Genomic DNA, 15,126 nt, shown 5'->3' on the forward strand with positions numbered 1-15,126 from the left:
GGGCGGCAAATCCGGTTCCACCTTCAGCGGATCCGGGATTTCCGGGGCCGATGTCACCATCGCGCTTGGCGGCGACGCAGGCGAAGGCGACACGGCAGGCACCGTGGATGTCGACAATTCCGGCGACATCTCCGTCAGCGGGGCCAATGCCAGCGCAATCTATGCCGAAAGCCTCGGCGGTGCGGGGGGCAAGGCCGGGACTGTGATGGATGTGGACGCGATCTCGGTCGGCGCGGTCGAGATCGCCGTGGGCGGCCAGGGCGGCGATGGCGGCACCGCAAGTGCTGTGACCATCGACAATTCCGGCGACCTCACGGTCAGTGGCGAAAACGGCATCGGGATCTATGCCTCCTCCCAGGGCGGCGAAGGCGGCAACAGCAGCAACACGATCACCACCGAAGCCCTGACCGCCGATGCGATCAACGTGGCTATTGGCGGCGGGGGCGGCGCGGGCGCCGTTGCCGCGGACACCACTGTGGTCAGTTCGGGCGACATCACCACCACCGCGGATCTGGGCTACGGCATCCTCGCGCAATCCATCGGCGGGGCCGGAGGCAATGGCAGCACGGTCATCGACTTCAGCGGGCTGAGCGTGCTGTCTGCGGCCACGGACGGGATCGCGGGCGATGTGCAGGTGAACCTTGGCGGGGATGGAGGCTCTGGGGGCGTGTCCGGAGAAGTGCTCGTGCAGCTGGGGGGCGACATCACCACCAGCGGAGACAAAGCCTATGGAGTTCTCGCCCAGAGCATAGGCGGCAATGGCGGCTCCGGCGGCTCGGTCTATTCCTTCAACGCGGATCTCTTCTCGACCACGGATATGAATGTGGACGTGTCCGTGGGCGGCTCGGGCGCGGGGGGGGCGACCGGCAATACCGTCTACGGAACGAGCTACGGCGACATTCAGACCGACGGCCTCTATGCCCATGGCCTGTTTGGCCAAAGCGTCGGCGGCTCAGGCGGCGCGGGCGGCAGCGTCACGGCCTATAGCGTGACGACAACCACGGAGTTCGACCTGGGGGTTTCCGTCGCCGTGGGCGGCGAAGGCGGCGACGGCTCGGTCGCGGGCGACGTGGCCCTGACGAATTTCGGTGACATCTCGACGACATCCGAAGGCTCCGTCGGCATGTATGGCCAGAGCATTGGCGGCGATGGCGGCGACGGGGGCAGTGCCAGCACGGTGGTGCTCGGCGCGACGGTTGCCGATGCCGATAGCGGCACGCTCTCGGTGGCGATTGCCGTGGGTGGCGAAGGCGGCACCGGCAATGATGGCGGGATCGTCGCTCTCGACAATGAAGGCTCCATTGCCACCACCGCCGAGAGCAGCGACGCGATTTTTGCCCAATCGGTCGGGGGCGGCGGTGGGGATGGCGGCTCTGCCGCGGCCACAGCGGTGGCCTATGTCTCCGGCGACGAGGACTCGATCAACCTGAGCGCCTCCTTCCTTCTGGAACTGGGCGGATCCGGCGGCAGTGGCGGCGATGGTTCAACCGTTGCGGCCGTGAACTCCGGCACGATTTCCACCGATGGCGATGTGTCCTACGGCATTTTCGCGCAATCGGTCGGCGGTGGCGGCGGCACGGGCGGCGAGTCCGGATCCTCCACGTCTTCGGAAAGCTCTGACATCTGGGTCGAGATCGAAGACGCCGCCTCGGACCTCAAGGGCACGCTCCTGAGCGGTTATTCACTCTACTCCCTGTCCCAGAACTACAGCAGCTATTTCACCAATTGGGCGATCTCGGTCGGAGGATCCGGCGGCGCAGCAGGCGATGGCGGAGCGACCAGCGTCTACAACTACGACGAAATCACCACCTCCGGGACCGACTCCACCGCGATCTATGCGCAATCGGTCGGGGGCGGCGGCGGCACCGGGGGCACAGGAACCGGCGCCTCGATCACCACGAAAGCCGAGGTCGGCGGCGATGGCGGCGCAGGCGGCCATGGCGGTGACCTCCTGGTGTTCAACCGGGGTGACATCACGACCAGCAACGCGCGGGCCAACGGGATCTGGGCCCAATCGGTGGGGGGCGGCGGCGGAGACGCTGGCGATGTGGAAGGCGCTTTCGGGGCGGGCGTGGATGACCTCTTCAGCGCGCTCACCGATACGGGCGACGTCAACTTCTCCATCGATATCGGCGCGAATTACGATGGCGATGCCGGGAATGGCGGCGATGGCGGTGCCGTCACCGTCGAACTCAGCGCCGCTGACCTGACCACCAATGGGGACAGCGCGATTGGCATCTGGGCGCAATCCATCGGCGGCGGCGGCGGCACCGCCGGCAGCACGTCCCTCTCGATCTATTTCGCAGGCTCCAACGGCGCCGAAGGGGATGGCGGCGATGTCGATGTCAGCCTGGATGGCGGCAATGTGAGCGTGACGGGCGACGCCTCCGTGGGTCTTTTTGCGCAATCCAGCAGCGGCGCCACTTACTCCAGCGAGGACACCGACGATCTCGACAGCTATTTCGAGTACGATGGCGACAGCAGCTACGAGTCCGGCGACGTCACCATCGCGCTGAGTGACGGCTCCAGCATCGCGGTGAGCGGCGAAAACAACCGCGCGGTCATGGCCGCCGCAACGGGCTATAGCCTCTCGGGCGCAATTTCCATCAGCGTCGACGAGACCAGCTCCATCACCGGCGAGACCGGCAATGCCCATGTGATCTCGCTCTATGATGGCAACACCAACAGCATCACCAATTACGGCAGCATCGAAGACCTCGATTTCACCGATACCAGCCGGGACAGCGACGTCTATGTCATCCACACGGAGGTCTCCAGCGATGGCTATGACAGCTCCGGAAGCAGCGGTCAGGGCGCGGTGACAATCTCCAATTACGGCACGATCTCGGGCTCGATTGACCTCTATGAAGACGCCACAGGCAGCAGTTTCGTGAACGGCTCCGGCGGCACCTTCAACATGGGCTCCGTGGTGCGCCTCGGCGAAGGCGGCGGCACGCTGAGCAACGCCGGAACCCTGTCGCCCGGCGGCGTGGATGAGCTCTTCACCACGACGATCTCCGGCGGCGCGCTGGATCAGGGCGAGGATGGCATCCTCCTGATCGACCTCGAACTGAATACCGGCGCCGATGACGAAGAGGCCGACCTGATCGTCGCCAGCAGCGTCACGGATCTCTCCGGCACGCTCGAGATCAACGCGACCGGCGACACCAATGTCTCCGACGGCGATAGCGGCTCGGTCTACATCCTCGTCGCGGACGATCTGAGCGCCGAGGATCTGAGCGTCGAGGATGGCGCCATCGTCCAATACGACATCGCGGTCGTGTCCGGGGACATCACCACAGGGGGCGACACCTATAGCGACACAGACGCGGTCCGGCTGAGCTACACGATCGACACCAGCGCCTCCGGCGCCAGCGTCAACACGACCAACCTGTCGAACTATATCATGTCGGACAGTTCCGAGAGCCTCTCCAGCAGCGCAGAGCTGAGCAGCGCTCTGGCGTCAAACGCGCTCGTCTTTTCCGCCAGCCCCCCGATCTCCAACGAAGACGCCATCTCGTCCGAGACCCCGGACACCCTGTTCGGCAGCGCGGCCCCCCGCGGCGCTCCGGTCCCGATTGCCGACCCCCTCTCCGCTGGCCCCGAGATCTCCGATGCCGGGCCGAGTGAGGCAGAGGCCGCCGCCCAAGCCCTCTTCAACGATGTCCTGAACGCAGACACCGCCGAGGACGCGAACCGGCTCGCCGCCGCCCATGTGATGGATGAAACCGGCGCCGCCCTGTTTGCCGCGCGTCAGGCAAGCCGGACGGTCCATACCCATCTGCGCTCCTGCCCGACACTCGAAGCCGCGCGCTTCTTGCGGGAACAGGATTGCAACTGGGTCAGCCTGATCGGCGGCAAGACGCGGTTCGAGAACGAGGCCGGCGGGGCTGGCGCCACGGTTGATGAGCGCTCCTTCGGTCTGGCCGGCGGAGCGCAGCGGGTGCTGGATGATGGCCTGATCCTCGGCGCCCTGCTCCAGTATCAGGACGTGTCCCTCTCCGGCACCGGCTTCGACCAGGACGGGGAGCGCGTCATCGCGGGCGCCATCCTGAAATATGAAACGGGCCCGCTGACCTATTCGCTCTCCGCCGCCCTCGGCCAGCAGGACCTGGATGCCGAGCGCGCCTATACGCTGAGCGGCGCCATGCACACGGCCGCATCGAACCTGCAGAGCCAGATCTTCTCCGTGGATGCCCAGGTGGCCTACCTGCAACAGCTCGACACGGCCTATCTGCGCTGGGGCCTCGGGTTCGGCCTCTACCACACCCGGCAAGACGGGTTCACCGAAACCGGGGACGGGCCGCTGAACTGGTCCATGCGCAGCAGCGAGGAAACGGATTTCGTGATCCGCCCGCATCTGGAGATCGGCACAACCTTCGGCGAAGGCGACCAGCTGGGCCGCGTTTTCGCCGGGTTCGGGCTCACAGCCAATCTCACGGATCCGGAAAACGAGGTCAAAGGCAGCCTTGTTGGCCTCACCAGCAATGGCGAGATGTCCCATGTCTTCGGATATGATCGCTACGCCGCCGAGCTGCGGCTGGGGCTCGAATACAACCTGTCCCAAACCACGCGGATCTCCCTGCGCGGCAATGGATTGCTGTCCGAAAACGCGCGCAGCGGAGAGCTCTCGGCCGCCATGATATGGACCTTCTGATCCGTGTTGATGGCAGGAGACGGCGCAAAATCGCCCGGAGGCCAAAGCTGGCGCCTGCTTGAGCCCTCCTCGGCACGGCGCGGCGCATCCATATGTCCCGCTTTGAACCTGGCACCGATGTCGGCACCGTGTTCAATGACCGCGAAGCGCGCAGGCGCGGAGCACCTCCACTCCCGGTGCACTCTCAACTGACAGATCGCGCGCACAGACCATGCGGGCATTGACGTTTGCACCGCCATTGCCCGCTCCTTTTGGCCTACATTTTGCTTATGGAGTTTCCGCCATCTGCGATCATCGCACTGCCGGTCACGAATGACGCATTGTCCGAGAGCAGAAACAAAGCGGCCTGAGCGATTTCCGACGGCTCTGCCATCCTTTTCAAAGCGTGCAACCCGCGCACAACCTCGTGGAAACTGGCATCGTCTCCCGCCATCGGCGTCAATGTCCCCCCGGGCAACAGTGCGTTGACGCGCACGTTGTCTGCTCCGTGTTCCGCAGCCAGAACCTGCGTCATCCCGATCAACCCGGACTTCGCAGCCGCATAAGCCGCCATGCCAGGCAGTCCTATCGTGTATCCGACAAAGGAAGACGTAAACACGAGAGACCCGCCCCCGTTTTCAAAGAGCGCCGGTATCTGGTGTTTCGCCGCGTAAAAGCCGCTGCTGAGATTGACCGCGATGACCCTGTCCCAATTGCTGGATCGCATATCGGAAACCGGCCCCATATCTCCGACAATGCCGGCATTGTTGAACGCGCCATCAAGCCGCCCAAAAGCCTCCTGCGCGCAGTGGACAAGCGCCTTGGCATAGGCCTCGTCGCTGACATCCCCGGCAAGGCAGACCGCATGTCCATTGGCTTGCGAGATCTGCCGGACCACCTGATCCAGTTCCGCTTGCCTGCGTGCGCCGAGCACCACATTTGCCCCCTGTGAGGCAAGCAGCAATGCGGTTGCCGCGCCGATCCCACTGCTGGCACCGGTGACGATGAAGGTTCTGTCCTTGAGTTCCATTCTTTGCCTTTCGATCATTGGACAGAGATCGAATAGGACAAGGCTCTTCGCCCGAGCGACCCGGATCATGCCATGAGGGACCGCGGCCACGGCAATGCGCAAGATCCGGGTCGGATGGCTGCGGCAGTATGAGAGCAACCACGTCTGCAGCATGCAGCATCTGAGCCCGGGAACGCCCCGCCGGGCTCGGAAGCTCCGCTCTGTCGCTCCAAGATCCCAGCCGATGGCCGCGCTGCGCGTCGCCCCACTCGCTCACAGGTCCCGGTAGCTGATCAGCGTTATCCCGAGCTGCGCGATGCGCTCCCGGATCGCGGGGGTCGTCAGGGTCTCCAGGCATGTCACACGATCCTTGGCGACATCCTCATACCCATCATGCCCCGTCATGCTCAGCTCTGGCGACGCCATCGCGGGATGGTCGATGAAAACATGTGTGCCCTCCTCAAGCCCGTCGAGCGCCCGCAAGAAGGCGTCAACCCGTCGCTCCGTCTCTCGTGGGAATTTGGGATAGCCCGCAAATCTCGGCAGGCCATGGCCAAAGGCATCATCCTTCAGGCCAAACTCCCTGCAAAGATCCGCAATGACATCGCCGAGCCGCGCATCGAACGCCCGGAAATGCGCCGCCATATGACAGCTGACATGGGAGGCGTTTGGGAACATCGCGACCCCAAGCGCGATCTGCGCGCGAAGCTCCGCCGCAACCTCCTCAAGGGACCACTCCACCTCGGACAGAGAGGGCCTGCCATCCCCGTCCCGCGGCCTCAGCAATGGCAGAAAGCACCCGGCCGGATCGGTCAGGCTCTTGGCCTGCGTCAGCGGTCGCCACTTCACCGCGTCCCATTCGGATGTGAGGGTCAGGTGAATGCCGACATCTATCTCGGGGCGGTCATTGAGGGTCAGAGCCGCATGGGGAACCCACGCGCAAGGCATCATGACTTCGACACTCCGCGCGATGCCCTCCGTGCAGGCACGCAAACAGCCCATGGTCGAGGACCAGCTGGATCCGGCGTCATCCGCCCGGACGAGCAATCGAATGTCACGGTTCATCACACGCTCCCGTTCCTGCCACTCCGGTCAGAGTTCCACAGAGGCGCGGATCATGCACGCACGCGCGTTGCCATGAAATGTCGCGCCGGGGACAGGGGGGCGGGGACAGGGGGGGGCGGGTTCGGTCCAAACGCAGCGACGACGATCAAGACATGACAGCGCCCGGCTGAGGCCAACCGCCTGCCCAAAGACCCCAAGCGCACCTGCCCAAAGCAGGCACGCCCTGGAGAAGCCAAACACTTTGCCCCAGAGGCCCCAGAGACCCCCGAGGCGACGGACCTCGCTCCCACCACACGGACCGGAATGTTGCACCATCAGCTGCGCCGCGCTCGGGCCACAAATCCCTCGATCCTCGCGGCATTCATGCGACCAGAGCGACAGACGTCAAAAAAACTTGCCCGGAAATGAGGCGCTTCCTACCCTGATCGCCGAGATTGGAGGCCCTTTTCATGACATGGTTTTTTCGCGCGACGGCACTTGCGGTCCTGACCCTTCTCCTCGGGTGCAACCCGGTCACCACGAGCAACACAAGCTCCACGGTCGCGGCGCGTCTGGCCCCTCCCACCGATCCCGGCGGCCCGGCGGTTTCCTTCCCGGACCGTTGGGAGATGCCGGAATCCGCCCGCCCCAATGACGCAACCATCTCCCTTTATGAGGACAACCGGCGCGAGTGGCGACGGCGGCTCGTGAACAGCGGAGATATCTTTGTCATCTCCCCCGCGGGCAATGCCGTGCCCTTCCGACGCGCGCCGACCCCCCAAAGCGCCGTGGTTGAGGGGCAGCTCGAGCAGGGCTACCTGCTCAACTATCTCTATTACGACAACGGTGTGATCCAGTATGACGGCTTGGCCGCCAATGGCAGATTTCGCCGCGACCTGAACAATGACACCCTGTTCTTCACCCATTCCTCGGGCAAGAGCATCACCTCCTATATCGTCGGCCATGCCATTTGCGAGGGCCATATCTCCTCGGTGGATGAGGTGATCGACTGGCCGATGATGCGCGACACGCTCTATCAGGGGCAGCCGCTGCGCAACCTTCTGAACATGAAGGCCGGAGACCGCCACGTGGTGGATCAAGGCACCAACCGCATCATCGGCTCCACGCTGCACAACCGCGATATGGGGTTGGACACGGCGGCGTTCCTCCTGCGAGGGACCGAGCCGCGCGGCAGCAGTTTCTTCTACAACAACTTCGTCACGGATGTGATCGAAGGCTACACGGCCTTCAAAGCCGGCAGCGACTATCCGAGCCTCGTGCGGCGCGTCTTCCGCGACAAGATCAGGATCGCGGATACGGTCAGCATCTTCCAGCGTCCCAGGACCCTGACCAATGGCGCAAGATCCCCCTATTACGGCCAGCCCCAGGCACGCGCGACCTATCACTACCTCATCACACGGATGGATTTCCTGCGCGTGGCTCAGGCAATGATGCGCGACTATCAAACTAATACCTGTGTCGGGCAATATCTGCGGCAAATGCAGGCCCAAGCCGTGCCCAGCGGGTTCTATCGGCCCAATGACGGCAATTCCTGGATGTGGCTCCACTCCTATGCCCGGCAATATGGTGGGCAGTTCTACTTTGGTTTCGACGGGATGCGCGGGCGCAACATCATGGGCACCATGGGGTTGAACGGGCAGAACATGCTGATCGATCTCGACGCGAGCCGGATCGTGGTCACAAACGCAGCGGCGACCGGGTGGGATGTGCAACGGCTGGTTGTGGATGTCATTCGGAACGGCAAACTGCCCAACTAGGGAACGCCCCTCCCCGAAATCGGGCGCTGGCTGCGGGTCTTTGTCCGGCACCGCCCGCCGCATTGCCCCTGGCGACCAGGCCCGTCCCGCTCAGGTCAGCGCCTGCTTCAAGAAGTCGATCGTGACCCGGACTTTCCGTGGCAAGTAGCTGCGCGACGGGTAAAGGACCCAAGCCGCGGTCTCGAACTCCGTCGCCGAGCAGTCGTGGTCTGGAAACACGTCCACCAGACGTCCCGCGTCAAGGTCGTCTTTGACCAGCCAATCCGCGAGCAGAGCCGGGCCAAGGCCGTTGAGCGCCGCGAGACGCAGCGACAGCGCATTGGCGATGATCACCTTGCCAAAAACCGGCACCTCGACCGGCTCTTCGCCGTCGCGTCGAAACCGCCAGCGGGTTCGAAACTCAGGCAGGGCAAAGCGCAGGCAGCTATGGGCCTGCAGGTCCGTTGGCACCGCCAGCGCGCCACTCCGCGCCAGATATTGCGGCGACGCCACCACGCGATACCTCGTGTCGATCAGCTTGGAGCGGATCAGATCGCCCGCAGGCTCCGGGGTCAGGCGGATGGCCAGATCGATGGAATGCGCCGCCAGATCCAGATTTGCGTCACTGGGCAGGATCTCGAGCGAGATATCCGGGTAGCGCGACGCAAACTCAGCCAGATGCGGCACAACACAGGTCTGCGCGAAGGCCACCGAGGTGGTCAGGCGCACCGTGCCCGCAGGCTGTCGCGACACCGCGCGCGCATCCTCATGAGCCCGGTCCAGCTCCTCCAACAGGGGCACAAGACGGGCCAGATAGATCTCCCCCTCTTCCGTGACCGACAGGGATCGCGTGGATCGCTGGAAAAGACGCAACCCCAATTCCGCCTCCACCGCAGCAACACTGCGCGACACGGATGAGGGGTCGACCGACAAAGCGCGCGCCGCCGCTGCAAAGCTGCCCTGTTGGGCCACCAGCGTGACGGTCCTGAGCTGCTCGATATCCATTCGTGCATCTTTTGCACGACAGCCTCACAAATCGAAGCATTTTTTGTCGATTTCGACATGAGTATCTCCAACGGATCGCAGCCTATCCGGAGAAACACCATGAAAATCGAGACCTCGGTCGCACTGGTCACGGGCGCAAATCGCGGCGTCGGCCATCACTATGTCGCGCATCTGCTCGCGCAGAACGCAGCCAAGATCTATGCCACCGCCCGCGATCCCGGCACCCTCCGGGAGACGGTCGCGCTGGACCCTCAACGGGTTGTGCCGCTGGCCATAGATGTCACCGACACCCCCATGATCGCAGCGGCCGCGCGCCGGGCCCATGACGTCACGCTCTTGATCAACAATGCAGGCGCGCTGACCTTCGGGGGCGCGCTCGACGTCTCCGAGGCAGGCTTGAGCCGGGATATGGCGGTGAACAATGACGGCCTGCGCGAGATGACGCGGGCCTTTACGCCCGTCATCGAAGCAAATGGCGGCGGCGCCGTGATCAACATGCTGACGCTGCTCTCCCTCGTCAGCGCGCCCGGCTTTGCGGGCTATAACGCGTCCAAGGCCGCCGCCTGGTCCATGGCCATGTCCCTGCGCGCCTATCTGCGCCCCAAGGGCATCCGGGTCATCAACGCGTTCCCCGCCGGCATCGATACCGACATGCTGGCGGGCGTCGACGCGCCCAAGGACAGCCCCGCCGCCGTTGTCCGCGATGTGCTCGCCGCCCTGCTGGCAGATCAGGAGGACGTCTACCCGGCCTCGGCCTCAAATGTCTTTGCCGCCTGGCGCGCGGATCAGAAAGCCGTCGAAGCCGCCTTTGCCGAAATGATGTGACGCGAAAAGACAGAGGACCAGTCCGATGAACACAGTCAGCACCAAAACCATCGTCATCACCGGCGCGAGCCGTGGAATAGGCGCAGCTGCGGCGCGGAAATTTGCAGAGGCAGGCGCCCATGTCGTGCTCGCCGCCCGCTCGAAAGCGCGCATCGACGCGATCGCGCAAGAGATCACCGCGGCGGGAGGGGCCGCAACCGCACTCCGCTGCGATGTCAGCCAGGCCACCGATGTCGAACACCTCATCAACGCGGCGGTGGCCGAGACGGGCGCCATCGATGTGCTGATCAACAATGCAGGCCTGATCGATCCCATCTCCCGCCTGTCCGAGAGCGACCCGGAGGCCTGGGGCCAGATCGTCGATGTCAATCTCAAGGGGGTCTATCACGGGCTGCGCTACGCCATTCCGCAGATGGTCCGCGCGGGCGCAGGGACGATCATCAATATCAGCTCGGGCGCAGCCACGGGCGCGCTCGAAGGGTGGAGCCATTATTGCGCAACCAAAGCGGCGGTGCTGTCGCTCACCCGCGTGGCCCACAAGGAATACGCGGAAAAGGGCGTCCGTGTTGTCGGCCTGAGCCCCGGGACCGTTGCGACGGAGATGCAGGTGGCCATCAGGGCCTCCGGCATCAACCCGGTCAGCCAGCTTGACCCCGAGGCGCATATTCCCCCGGAATGGGTGGCAAAGGCGCTGATATGGCTCTGCAGCAAGGACGCCGACCCGCATCTCGGCACCGACTTCTCGATAAAAACGGACGCAGGCCGCGCCGCCGTCGGCCTCGCGCCGCTCGGATGACCGGAGAGCGGGCTCTGCGATACGGACACTGGGGCCGCGCGACGGGGCGGCCCGCACCCGCCCTCCTCGGCGCTCCAAGGGCCTTTGGACCCGTCGGAACAGAACACTAGATCGTCCTCCGAGAGCCGGCTGCTCCATCGGTCATTGGTGCGCTTTCAGGCGCGGTTCATGCAAACGGCCTCGCCTTGCGACGCAGCTCCTGCAAATCCAGAGGCACGCGACGGACGGAGTGCTGATATGCTTGACCTACAACTGCAAACGCTGCGGCTGGCCTCCGAACGGCTGGTCAAACCGTCTCGCTTCAACGCCACGACATGGTTTGACCGTCTGGCCGTCGCCGCGCTCGGCATGACCGTTCTGACGCTCGGATTGCTTGCGCTCGATGACCGCCTGCTCGCCGGGGAGCCCGTCTGGCTCAAACCGCTGAAGTTCTCGGTCTCCTTCGCGCTCCTCTTTGCGACCCTGTCCTGGGCCACCAGGCAGCTGTCCCAACACTGGCAGACAAGCTGGCTGGTGGTCGCCGGCGCGCTTGCGTCAGCCGCCGCCTTTGCCTTCGAGATGGCCTATATCGGCGCACAGGCGGCCCGTCAGGAGGCCTCCCATTTCAACAACTCCTCGCCCTTCCACGCGGCGATGTACGGCTTGATGGGCGCCGGGGCGACCGCGCTCATGCTGACCATCGGTGTCGTCGGCCTCGCAGCCCTGATGGACCGGGAGGCCCGGCTGGACACAGGGCTGCGTCTCGGCATCGTGCTCGGGTTTTTCCTCTCGACGGTGCTGACCTTCTGGGTCGCCGGAGAGCTGGTCAGCAATGGCGGGCGGTATATCGGCCAGCCTGCTGCCGGCGCCGCCACGCTGCCCCTGCTCGGCTGGTCCATGACCGTCGGAGACCTGCGCCCGGCCCATTTCCTTGCCCTGCATGCGATGCAAGTGATCCCGGCCATGGGTTACCTCGCCAGCCGGTTCGCCCTGCCCCGCAGCTTGGTGTGGATCACGGCGGCGCTCTATGCCAGCTTCACCATCATGGTGTTTCTCATGGCTCTCAAAGGCATCCCCCTGATCAGCGCATGACAGGTGACACGGACAAGCAGGGCGCGGGCAAGCAGGGCGCGGACAAGGACAACGCGGACATGGACGGCGCGCGCAACGCGAGCCTGGGCTGGACATCCTATCTGGCAATTTGCGCCCTGGGTCTCACGATTGGGCTGACATCGATCGGGCCAAGCGCCTCCGAAGGGCTGGGGACCCTGAACAGAATGGCGTTTTGGGCCGCCCATGTGGTCCCTGCCCTCATTCTTCTTGCCGTCACGCAGATGGCACTCGGACAGATCAAGCGCCTCTCCACATTGCCGGGATTGCTGCAGGTCATCCTGTCGGCCACCGTGGCCGCGATCCTGTTCTCGCCCCTTGCCCTCGGCATTGACGGGCTTCTGGCGGGTGCGGCGGCCCTCGATGACGACGGAGATACGCTCCTCGCGCGTCTTGTCTCCGAGTTGGGCCATTTCTTCGTGCCGCTCGTCCTGATCTGGACCCTGATCAACGCGCCCAGCCTCCTGCAGCTTGAGCGGGGCGGTCTGCGATCCAGGACCGAAGACGCGCCGCCCCCGGAGGCCGCGCCACCGGATAAGCTGGTCGCGTTCTGGGCCCGCCTCCCGGGCAGGCTCGGCCGCGATCTGGTCGCGCTCTCGGCAGAGCTTCACTATGTGCGGGTCTACACGACCAAGGGCGACACGCTGATCCTGTTCCCCTTCGGTCGTGCGGTCGACCTCTTGCAGGACCAGAACGGGATGCAAATCCACCGATCCCATTGGGTCGCGCTGGACCAGATCGACGAGGTCGTCAGCCGCGACGGGCGGGTGACCTGCCAGATGATCGGCGGCCCGGCACTTCCCGTCAGTCGCAGCTACCGCGCGGCCTTGAAAGCGGCACGGCGCGGCGCCGTCTGACACCCGCAACCACACGGCGCGCACCTCCAGAGATATCTGGCCCGACCATTCGTGCAGGTCGACATGCCATTCGTGCAGATCCTTTTGAAAACAGAACAGTAGGACCGAAGTCTCTCCTCATCGCTTGCAAGGCAGGCGCGTCAATTCAGGATCGAAGAGGATCGCAGATATGCTGACTTCACCATTTTCGCACGGGGCAAGCGCCGCGCTGCTTGTCGCCAGCCTCGGGATGCCGGCTTTCGCAGAGGCACCGGACGGCGGGGTCTACCTGAGGGTCTTTGGCGGCGTGTCATCGCTGGAGGATGGCGACCTGTCCGGGGCCATCTCCGGCGAGACCGGGTTTGACACGGGGCAGGTATTCGGCGCCGCGCTCGGCTATGACTATGCAGGCAGCCCGTTCCGGTCCGAACTGGAATATGCGTATCGGACGGGCGATGCAGATGGCGCCGCCGGGATCTCGGGCGACCTTGCCTCCACGACCCTTGCCCTGAACGGGTACTATGATTTCACACCCATCGCCGGTGGTCGGCTGGTCCCCTATATCGGCGCAGGCCTCGCCTATGTCACCGAGATCGACTTCGATGTCAGCGGTGGCAGCGCCCCCGGCGAGTACAGCGAGACCGGCATCTTCGGCTATCAGCTGATGGTCGGCGCAGATTACGCCCTCTCGGATCGCTGGTCGATCCATGGCGAGCTGCGCTACTTCGATGCGGGCGACCCGTCCTTGCGCGGTCCCGGGGGCACCCTGACCGCAGATTACCAGACCATCGATGTCCTTGTCGGCGCGTCCTACCGTTTCTGAGATCCGGGTTACCCGGTCATCCCGGCCCAACAGGGCCTCCCCTCCCCCACCCTTCAAGAATGGAGAGACACATGAAGGATACACTCAAACTCTGCTCGCTTGTCCTCGGCCTCGGCCTCGGCGTCACAGCCAACACCGCGCAATCCGCAAACATCGTCGAGATTGCGGCGGGCGATGCGCGGTTCTCGACACTCGTCGCAGCCGTCACCGCCGCAGGTCTTGCGGACACGCTGGCGGGCCCGGGACCGTTCACGGTCTATGCGCCGGTCAACGACGCCTTCGCGGCCTTGCCCCAGGGCACGGTTGAGAGCCTTCTCGAGCCGGAAAACAAGGAGCAGCTGACCAACGTGCTGCTCTACCATGTGGATGATCGAAAGCTGTCCGCCAACATGATCCCGGCCGGTTCGAACTACTTCAAGCCTGTCCTGGCCTCCGAGCGCTTGTGCATCACGAAGGATACCGGCGGTGTCTCGATCGCCGACGGCACGGGCGAGAGGGCCAATGTGGTGATTGCCGACATCGAAGCGGAGAATGGCGTCATCCATGTCATCGACAAGGTCCTGCTGCCGGGCGCACGCCCGGACTGCCGCTAACGCCGAACAACCGCGCTCCCGAGCTGTGACCAACCCGTCTCGTTCGGGAGCGCCTTGCCCCCACACCCTGCGCCACTTACGCGCCCAGAGCCTCGAGCAGGAGGTTCAAATGCCCGTCTCGCAGGTCCTCGATCGGGTAGAGCGCGTCCAGATTCTCCAGGCTCGCGAACATCTCGCGGCTCAGCGACAGGGTCACGACCGGCCCATAGATCATATGCATCAACAGCTTTTCATCGATTGACCGGAAGGCGCCGCTCTCCATCCCCTCCCGACAGATGGACCACATGGTCTCCTGCTGCGGGCTGACATAGTCGTCATGGAACGACCGGGCGACGGCTGGCACCGTTCTCGACACCTCCGCGATCAGGGGGGACATGCGCCCCACTTCCGTCGAAATGCTGGTCTCATAAATCACCCGAAACGCCTCTGTGAGCTTCGCCTTCGAGCTCCGCTTTTCATCCCCGGCAATCTCTTCGAGACGCGCGAGCGCATCCGCGTAACCCTCTGTGACACAGGCAGAAAACAGATCTTCCTTGGACTTGAAATGATAGTATAGCGCCGCTTTCGTCATGTTGCAGGCCTTCGCGATCGCACTCATCGACGTGCCGCCATAGCCCAGCTCCAGGAACAAAGACGTGCTTGTCGCGATGATGCGGTCTCGACCATCGGGCTGCCTCGGTTTTTCAGTTTTCTTCATTGACAGATCATTTCTC

General features: G+C 64.3%; 11 protein-coding genes and 1 pseudogene. 8 read left to right on the top strand and 4 right to left on the bottom strand.

The genetic code is table 11. From position 1 onward, the window contains the following. Window positions 1–4,657 (top strand): annotated as a pseudogene (locus ACP153_RS21695) (hypothetical protein); the annotation flags it as partial. A 256-nt stretch (window positions 4,658–4,913) separates the two neighbouring features. Here ACP153_RS21695 and ACP153_RS21700 read toward each other — a convergent pair. Together ACP153_RS21700 and ACP153_RS21705 are read right to left on the bottom strand one after the other, a co-directional pair. Then, window positions 4,914–5,666: an SDR family oxidoreductase gene (locus ACP153_RS21700; RefSeq protein ID WP_424973108.1), complete on the bottom strand. Its 753-nt coding sequence runs from the start codon at window positions 5,664–5,666 to the stop codon at window positions 4,914–4,916. 252 nt (window positions 5,667–5,918) lie between these two features. Continuing rightward, window positions 5,919–6,710 carry a ChbG/HpnK family deacetylase gene (locus ACP153_RS21705; protein WP_424973109.1) on the bottom strand — a complete coding sequence of 264 codons (792 nt, stop codon included), beginning with the start codon at window positions 6,708–6,710 and terminating at the stop codon, window positions 5,919–5,921. A 449-nt stretch (window positions 6,711–7,159) separates the two neighbouring features. Here ACP153_RS21705 and ACP153_RS21710 point away from each other — a divergent pair, with 449 nt between their 5' ends. Further along, window positions 7,160–8,467, top strand: a complete 1,308-nt coding sequence (locus ACP153_RS21710; RefSeq protein WP_424973110.1) for a hypothetical protein — start codon at window positions 7,160–7,162, stop codon at window positions 8,465–8,467. A gap of 90 nt (window positions 8,468–8,557) precedes the next feature. Here the strand turns inward: ACP153_RS21710 and ACP153_RS21715 are convergent, their stop codons facing one another. After that, a complete protein-coding gene (locus ACP153_RS21715) occupies window positions 8,558–9,451 on the bottom strand; it encodes a LysR substrate-binding domain-containing protein (RefSeq protein WP_424973111.1) in 894 nt (297 codons plus the stop codon). Between the two features lie 99 nt (window positions 9,452–9,550). Here ACP153_RS21715 and ACP153_RS21720 point away from each other — a divergent pair, with 99 nt between their 5' ends. The 6 genes from ACP153_RS21720 (at window position 9,551) to ACP153_RS21745 (ending at window position 14,413) form a co-directional block, all read left to right on the top strand. Then, window positions 9,551–10,276 carry an SDR family NAD(P)-dependent oxidoreductase gene (locus ACP153_RS21720; RefSeq protein WP_424973112.1) on the top strand — a complete coding sequence of 242 codons (726 nt, stop codon included), beginning with the start codon at window positions 9,551–9,553 and terminating at the stop codon, window positions 10,274–10,276. A gap of 25 nt (window positions 10,277–10,301) precedes the next feature. Beyond that, the gene (locus ACP153_RS21725; RefSeq protein ID WP_424973113.1) at window positions 10,302–11,072 is read left to right on the top strand and encodes an SDR family oxidoreductase; all 771 of its coding nucleotides are present in this window, start codon (window positions 10,302–10,304) and stop codon (window positions 11,070–11,072) included. Window positions 11,073–11,309: 237 nt separating this feature from the next. After that, the gene (locus ACP153_RS21730) at window positions 11,310–12,143 is read left to right on the top strand and encodes a hypothetical protein (RefSeq protein ID WP_424973114.1); all 834 of its coding nucleotides are present in this window, start codon (window positions 11,310–11,312) and stop codon (window positions 12,141–12,143) included. Beyond that, complete coding sequence (locus ACP153_RS21735) at window positions 12,140–13,018, top strand: LytTR family DNA-binding domain-containing protein (RefSeq protein WP_424973115.1); 879 nt, start codon at window positions 12,140–12,142, stop codon at window positions 13,016–13,018. The genes ACP153_RS21730 and ACP153_RS21735 overlap by 4 nt, the downstream gene beginning before the upstream one ends. Before the next feature lie 169 nt (window positions 13,019–13,187). Continuing rightward, window positions 13,188–13,820, top strand: coding sequence for an outer membrane protein (locus ACP153_RS21740; protein WP_424973116.1), 633 nt, complete (start codon window positions 13,188–13,190; stop codon window positions 13,818–13,820). A gap of 71 nt (window positions 13,821–13,891) precedes the next feature. Then, complete coding sequence (locus ACP153_RS21745) at window positions 13,892–14,413, top strand: fasciclin domain-containing protein (protein ID WP_424973117.1); 522 nt, start codon at window positions 13,892–13,894, stop codon at window positions 14,411–14,413. Window positions 14,414–14,489: 76 nt separating this feature from the next. Here the strand turns inward: ACP153_RS21745 and ACP153_RS21750 are convergent, their stop codons facing one another. Next, window positions 14,490–15,110, bottom strand: coding sequence for a TetR/AcrR family transcriptional regulator (locus ACP153_RS21750; protein ID WP_424973118.1), 621 nt, complete (start codon window positions 15,108–15,110; stop codon window positions 14,490–14,492). Between the last annotated feature and the right edge of the window lie 16 nt (window positions 15,111–15,126).

This window comes from Dinoroseobacter sp. S76 (genome assembly GCF_049801095.1).
Classification (GTDB): Bacteria; Pseudomonadota; Alphaproteobacteria; order Rhodobacterales; family Rhodobacteraceae; genus Dinoroseobacter.

Excerpts from the sequence above, each read along its gene's own strand:
- ACP153_RS21720 (WP_424973112.1), top strand. The coding sequence starts at position 9,551 with ATGAAAATCGAGACCTCGGTCGCACTGGTCACGGGCGCAAATCGCGGC.
- ACP153_RS21715 (WP_424973111.1), bottom strand. The coding sequence starts at position 9,451 with ATGGATATCGAGCAGCTCAGGACCGTCACGCTGGTGGCCCAACAGGGC.
- ACP153_RS21710 (WP_424973110.1), top strand. The coding sequence starts at position 7,160 with ATGACATGGTTTTTTCGCGCGACGGCACTTGCGGTCCTGACCCTTCTC.
- ACP153_RS21725 (WP_424973113.1), top strand. The coding sequence starts at position 10,302 with ATGAACACAGTCAGCACCAAAACCATCGTCATCACCGGCGCGAGCCGT.
- ACP153_RS21730 (WP_424973114.1), top strand. The coding sequence starts at position 11,310 with ATGCTTGACCTACAACTGCAAACGCTGCGGCTGGCCTCCGAACGGCTG.
- ACP153_RS21750 (WP_424973118.1), bottom strand. The coding sequence starts at position 15,110 with ATGAAGAAAACTGAAAAACCGAGGCAGCCCGATGGTCGAGACCGCATC.
- ACP153_RS21700 (WP_424973108.1), bottom strand. The coding sequence starts at position 5,666 with ATGGAACTCAAGGACAGAACCTTCATCGTCACCGGTGCCAGCAGTGGG.
- ACP153_RS21740 (WP_424973116.1), top strand. The coding sequence starts at position 13,188 with ATGCTGACTTCACCATTTTCGCACGGGGCAAGCGCCGCGCTGCTTGTC.
- ACP153_RS21705 (WP_424973109.1), bottom strand. The coding sequence starts at position 6,710 with ATGAACCGTGACATTCGATTGCTCGTCCGGGCGGATGACGCCGGATCC.
- ACP153_RS21745 (WP_424973117.1), top strand. The coding sequence starts at position 13,892 with ATGAAGGATACACTCAAACTCTGCTCGCTTGTCCTCGGCCTCGGCCTC.
- ACP153_RS21735 (WP_424973115.1), top strand. The coding sequence starts at position 12,140 with ATGACAGGTGACACGGACAAGCAGGGCGCGGGCAAGCAGGGCGCGGAC.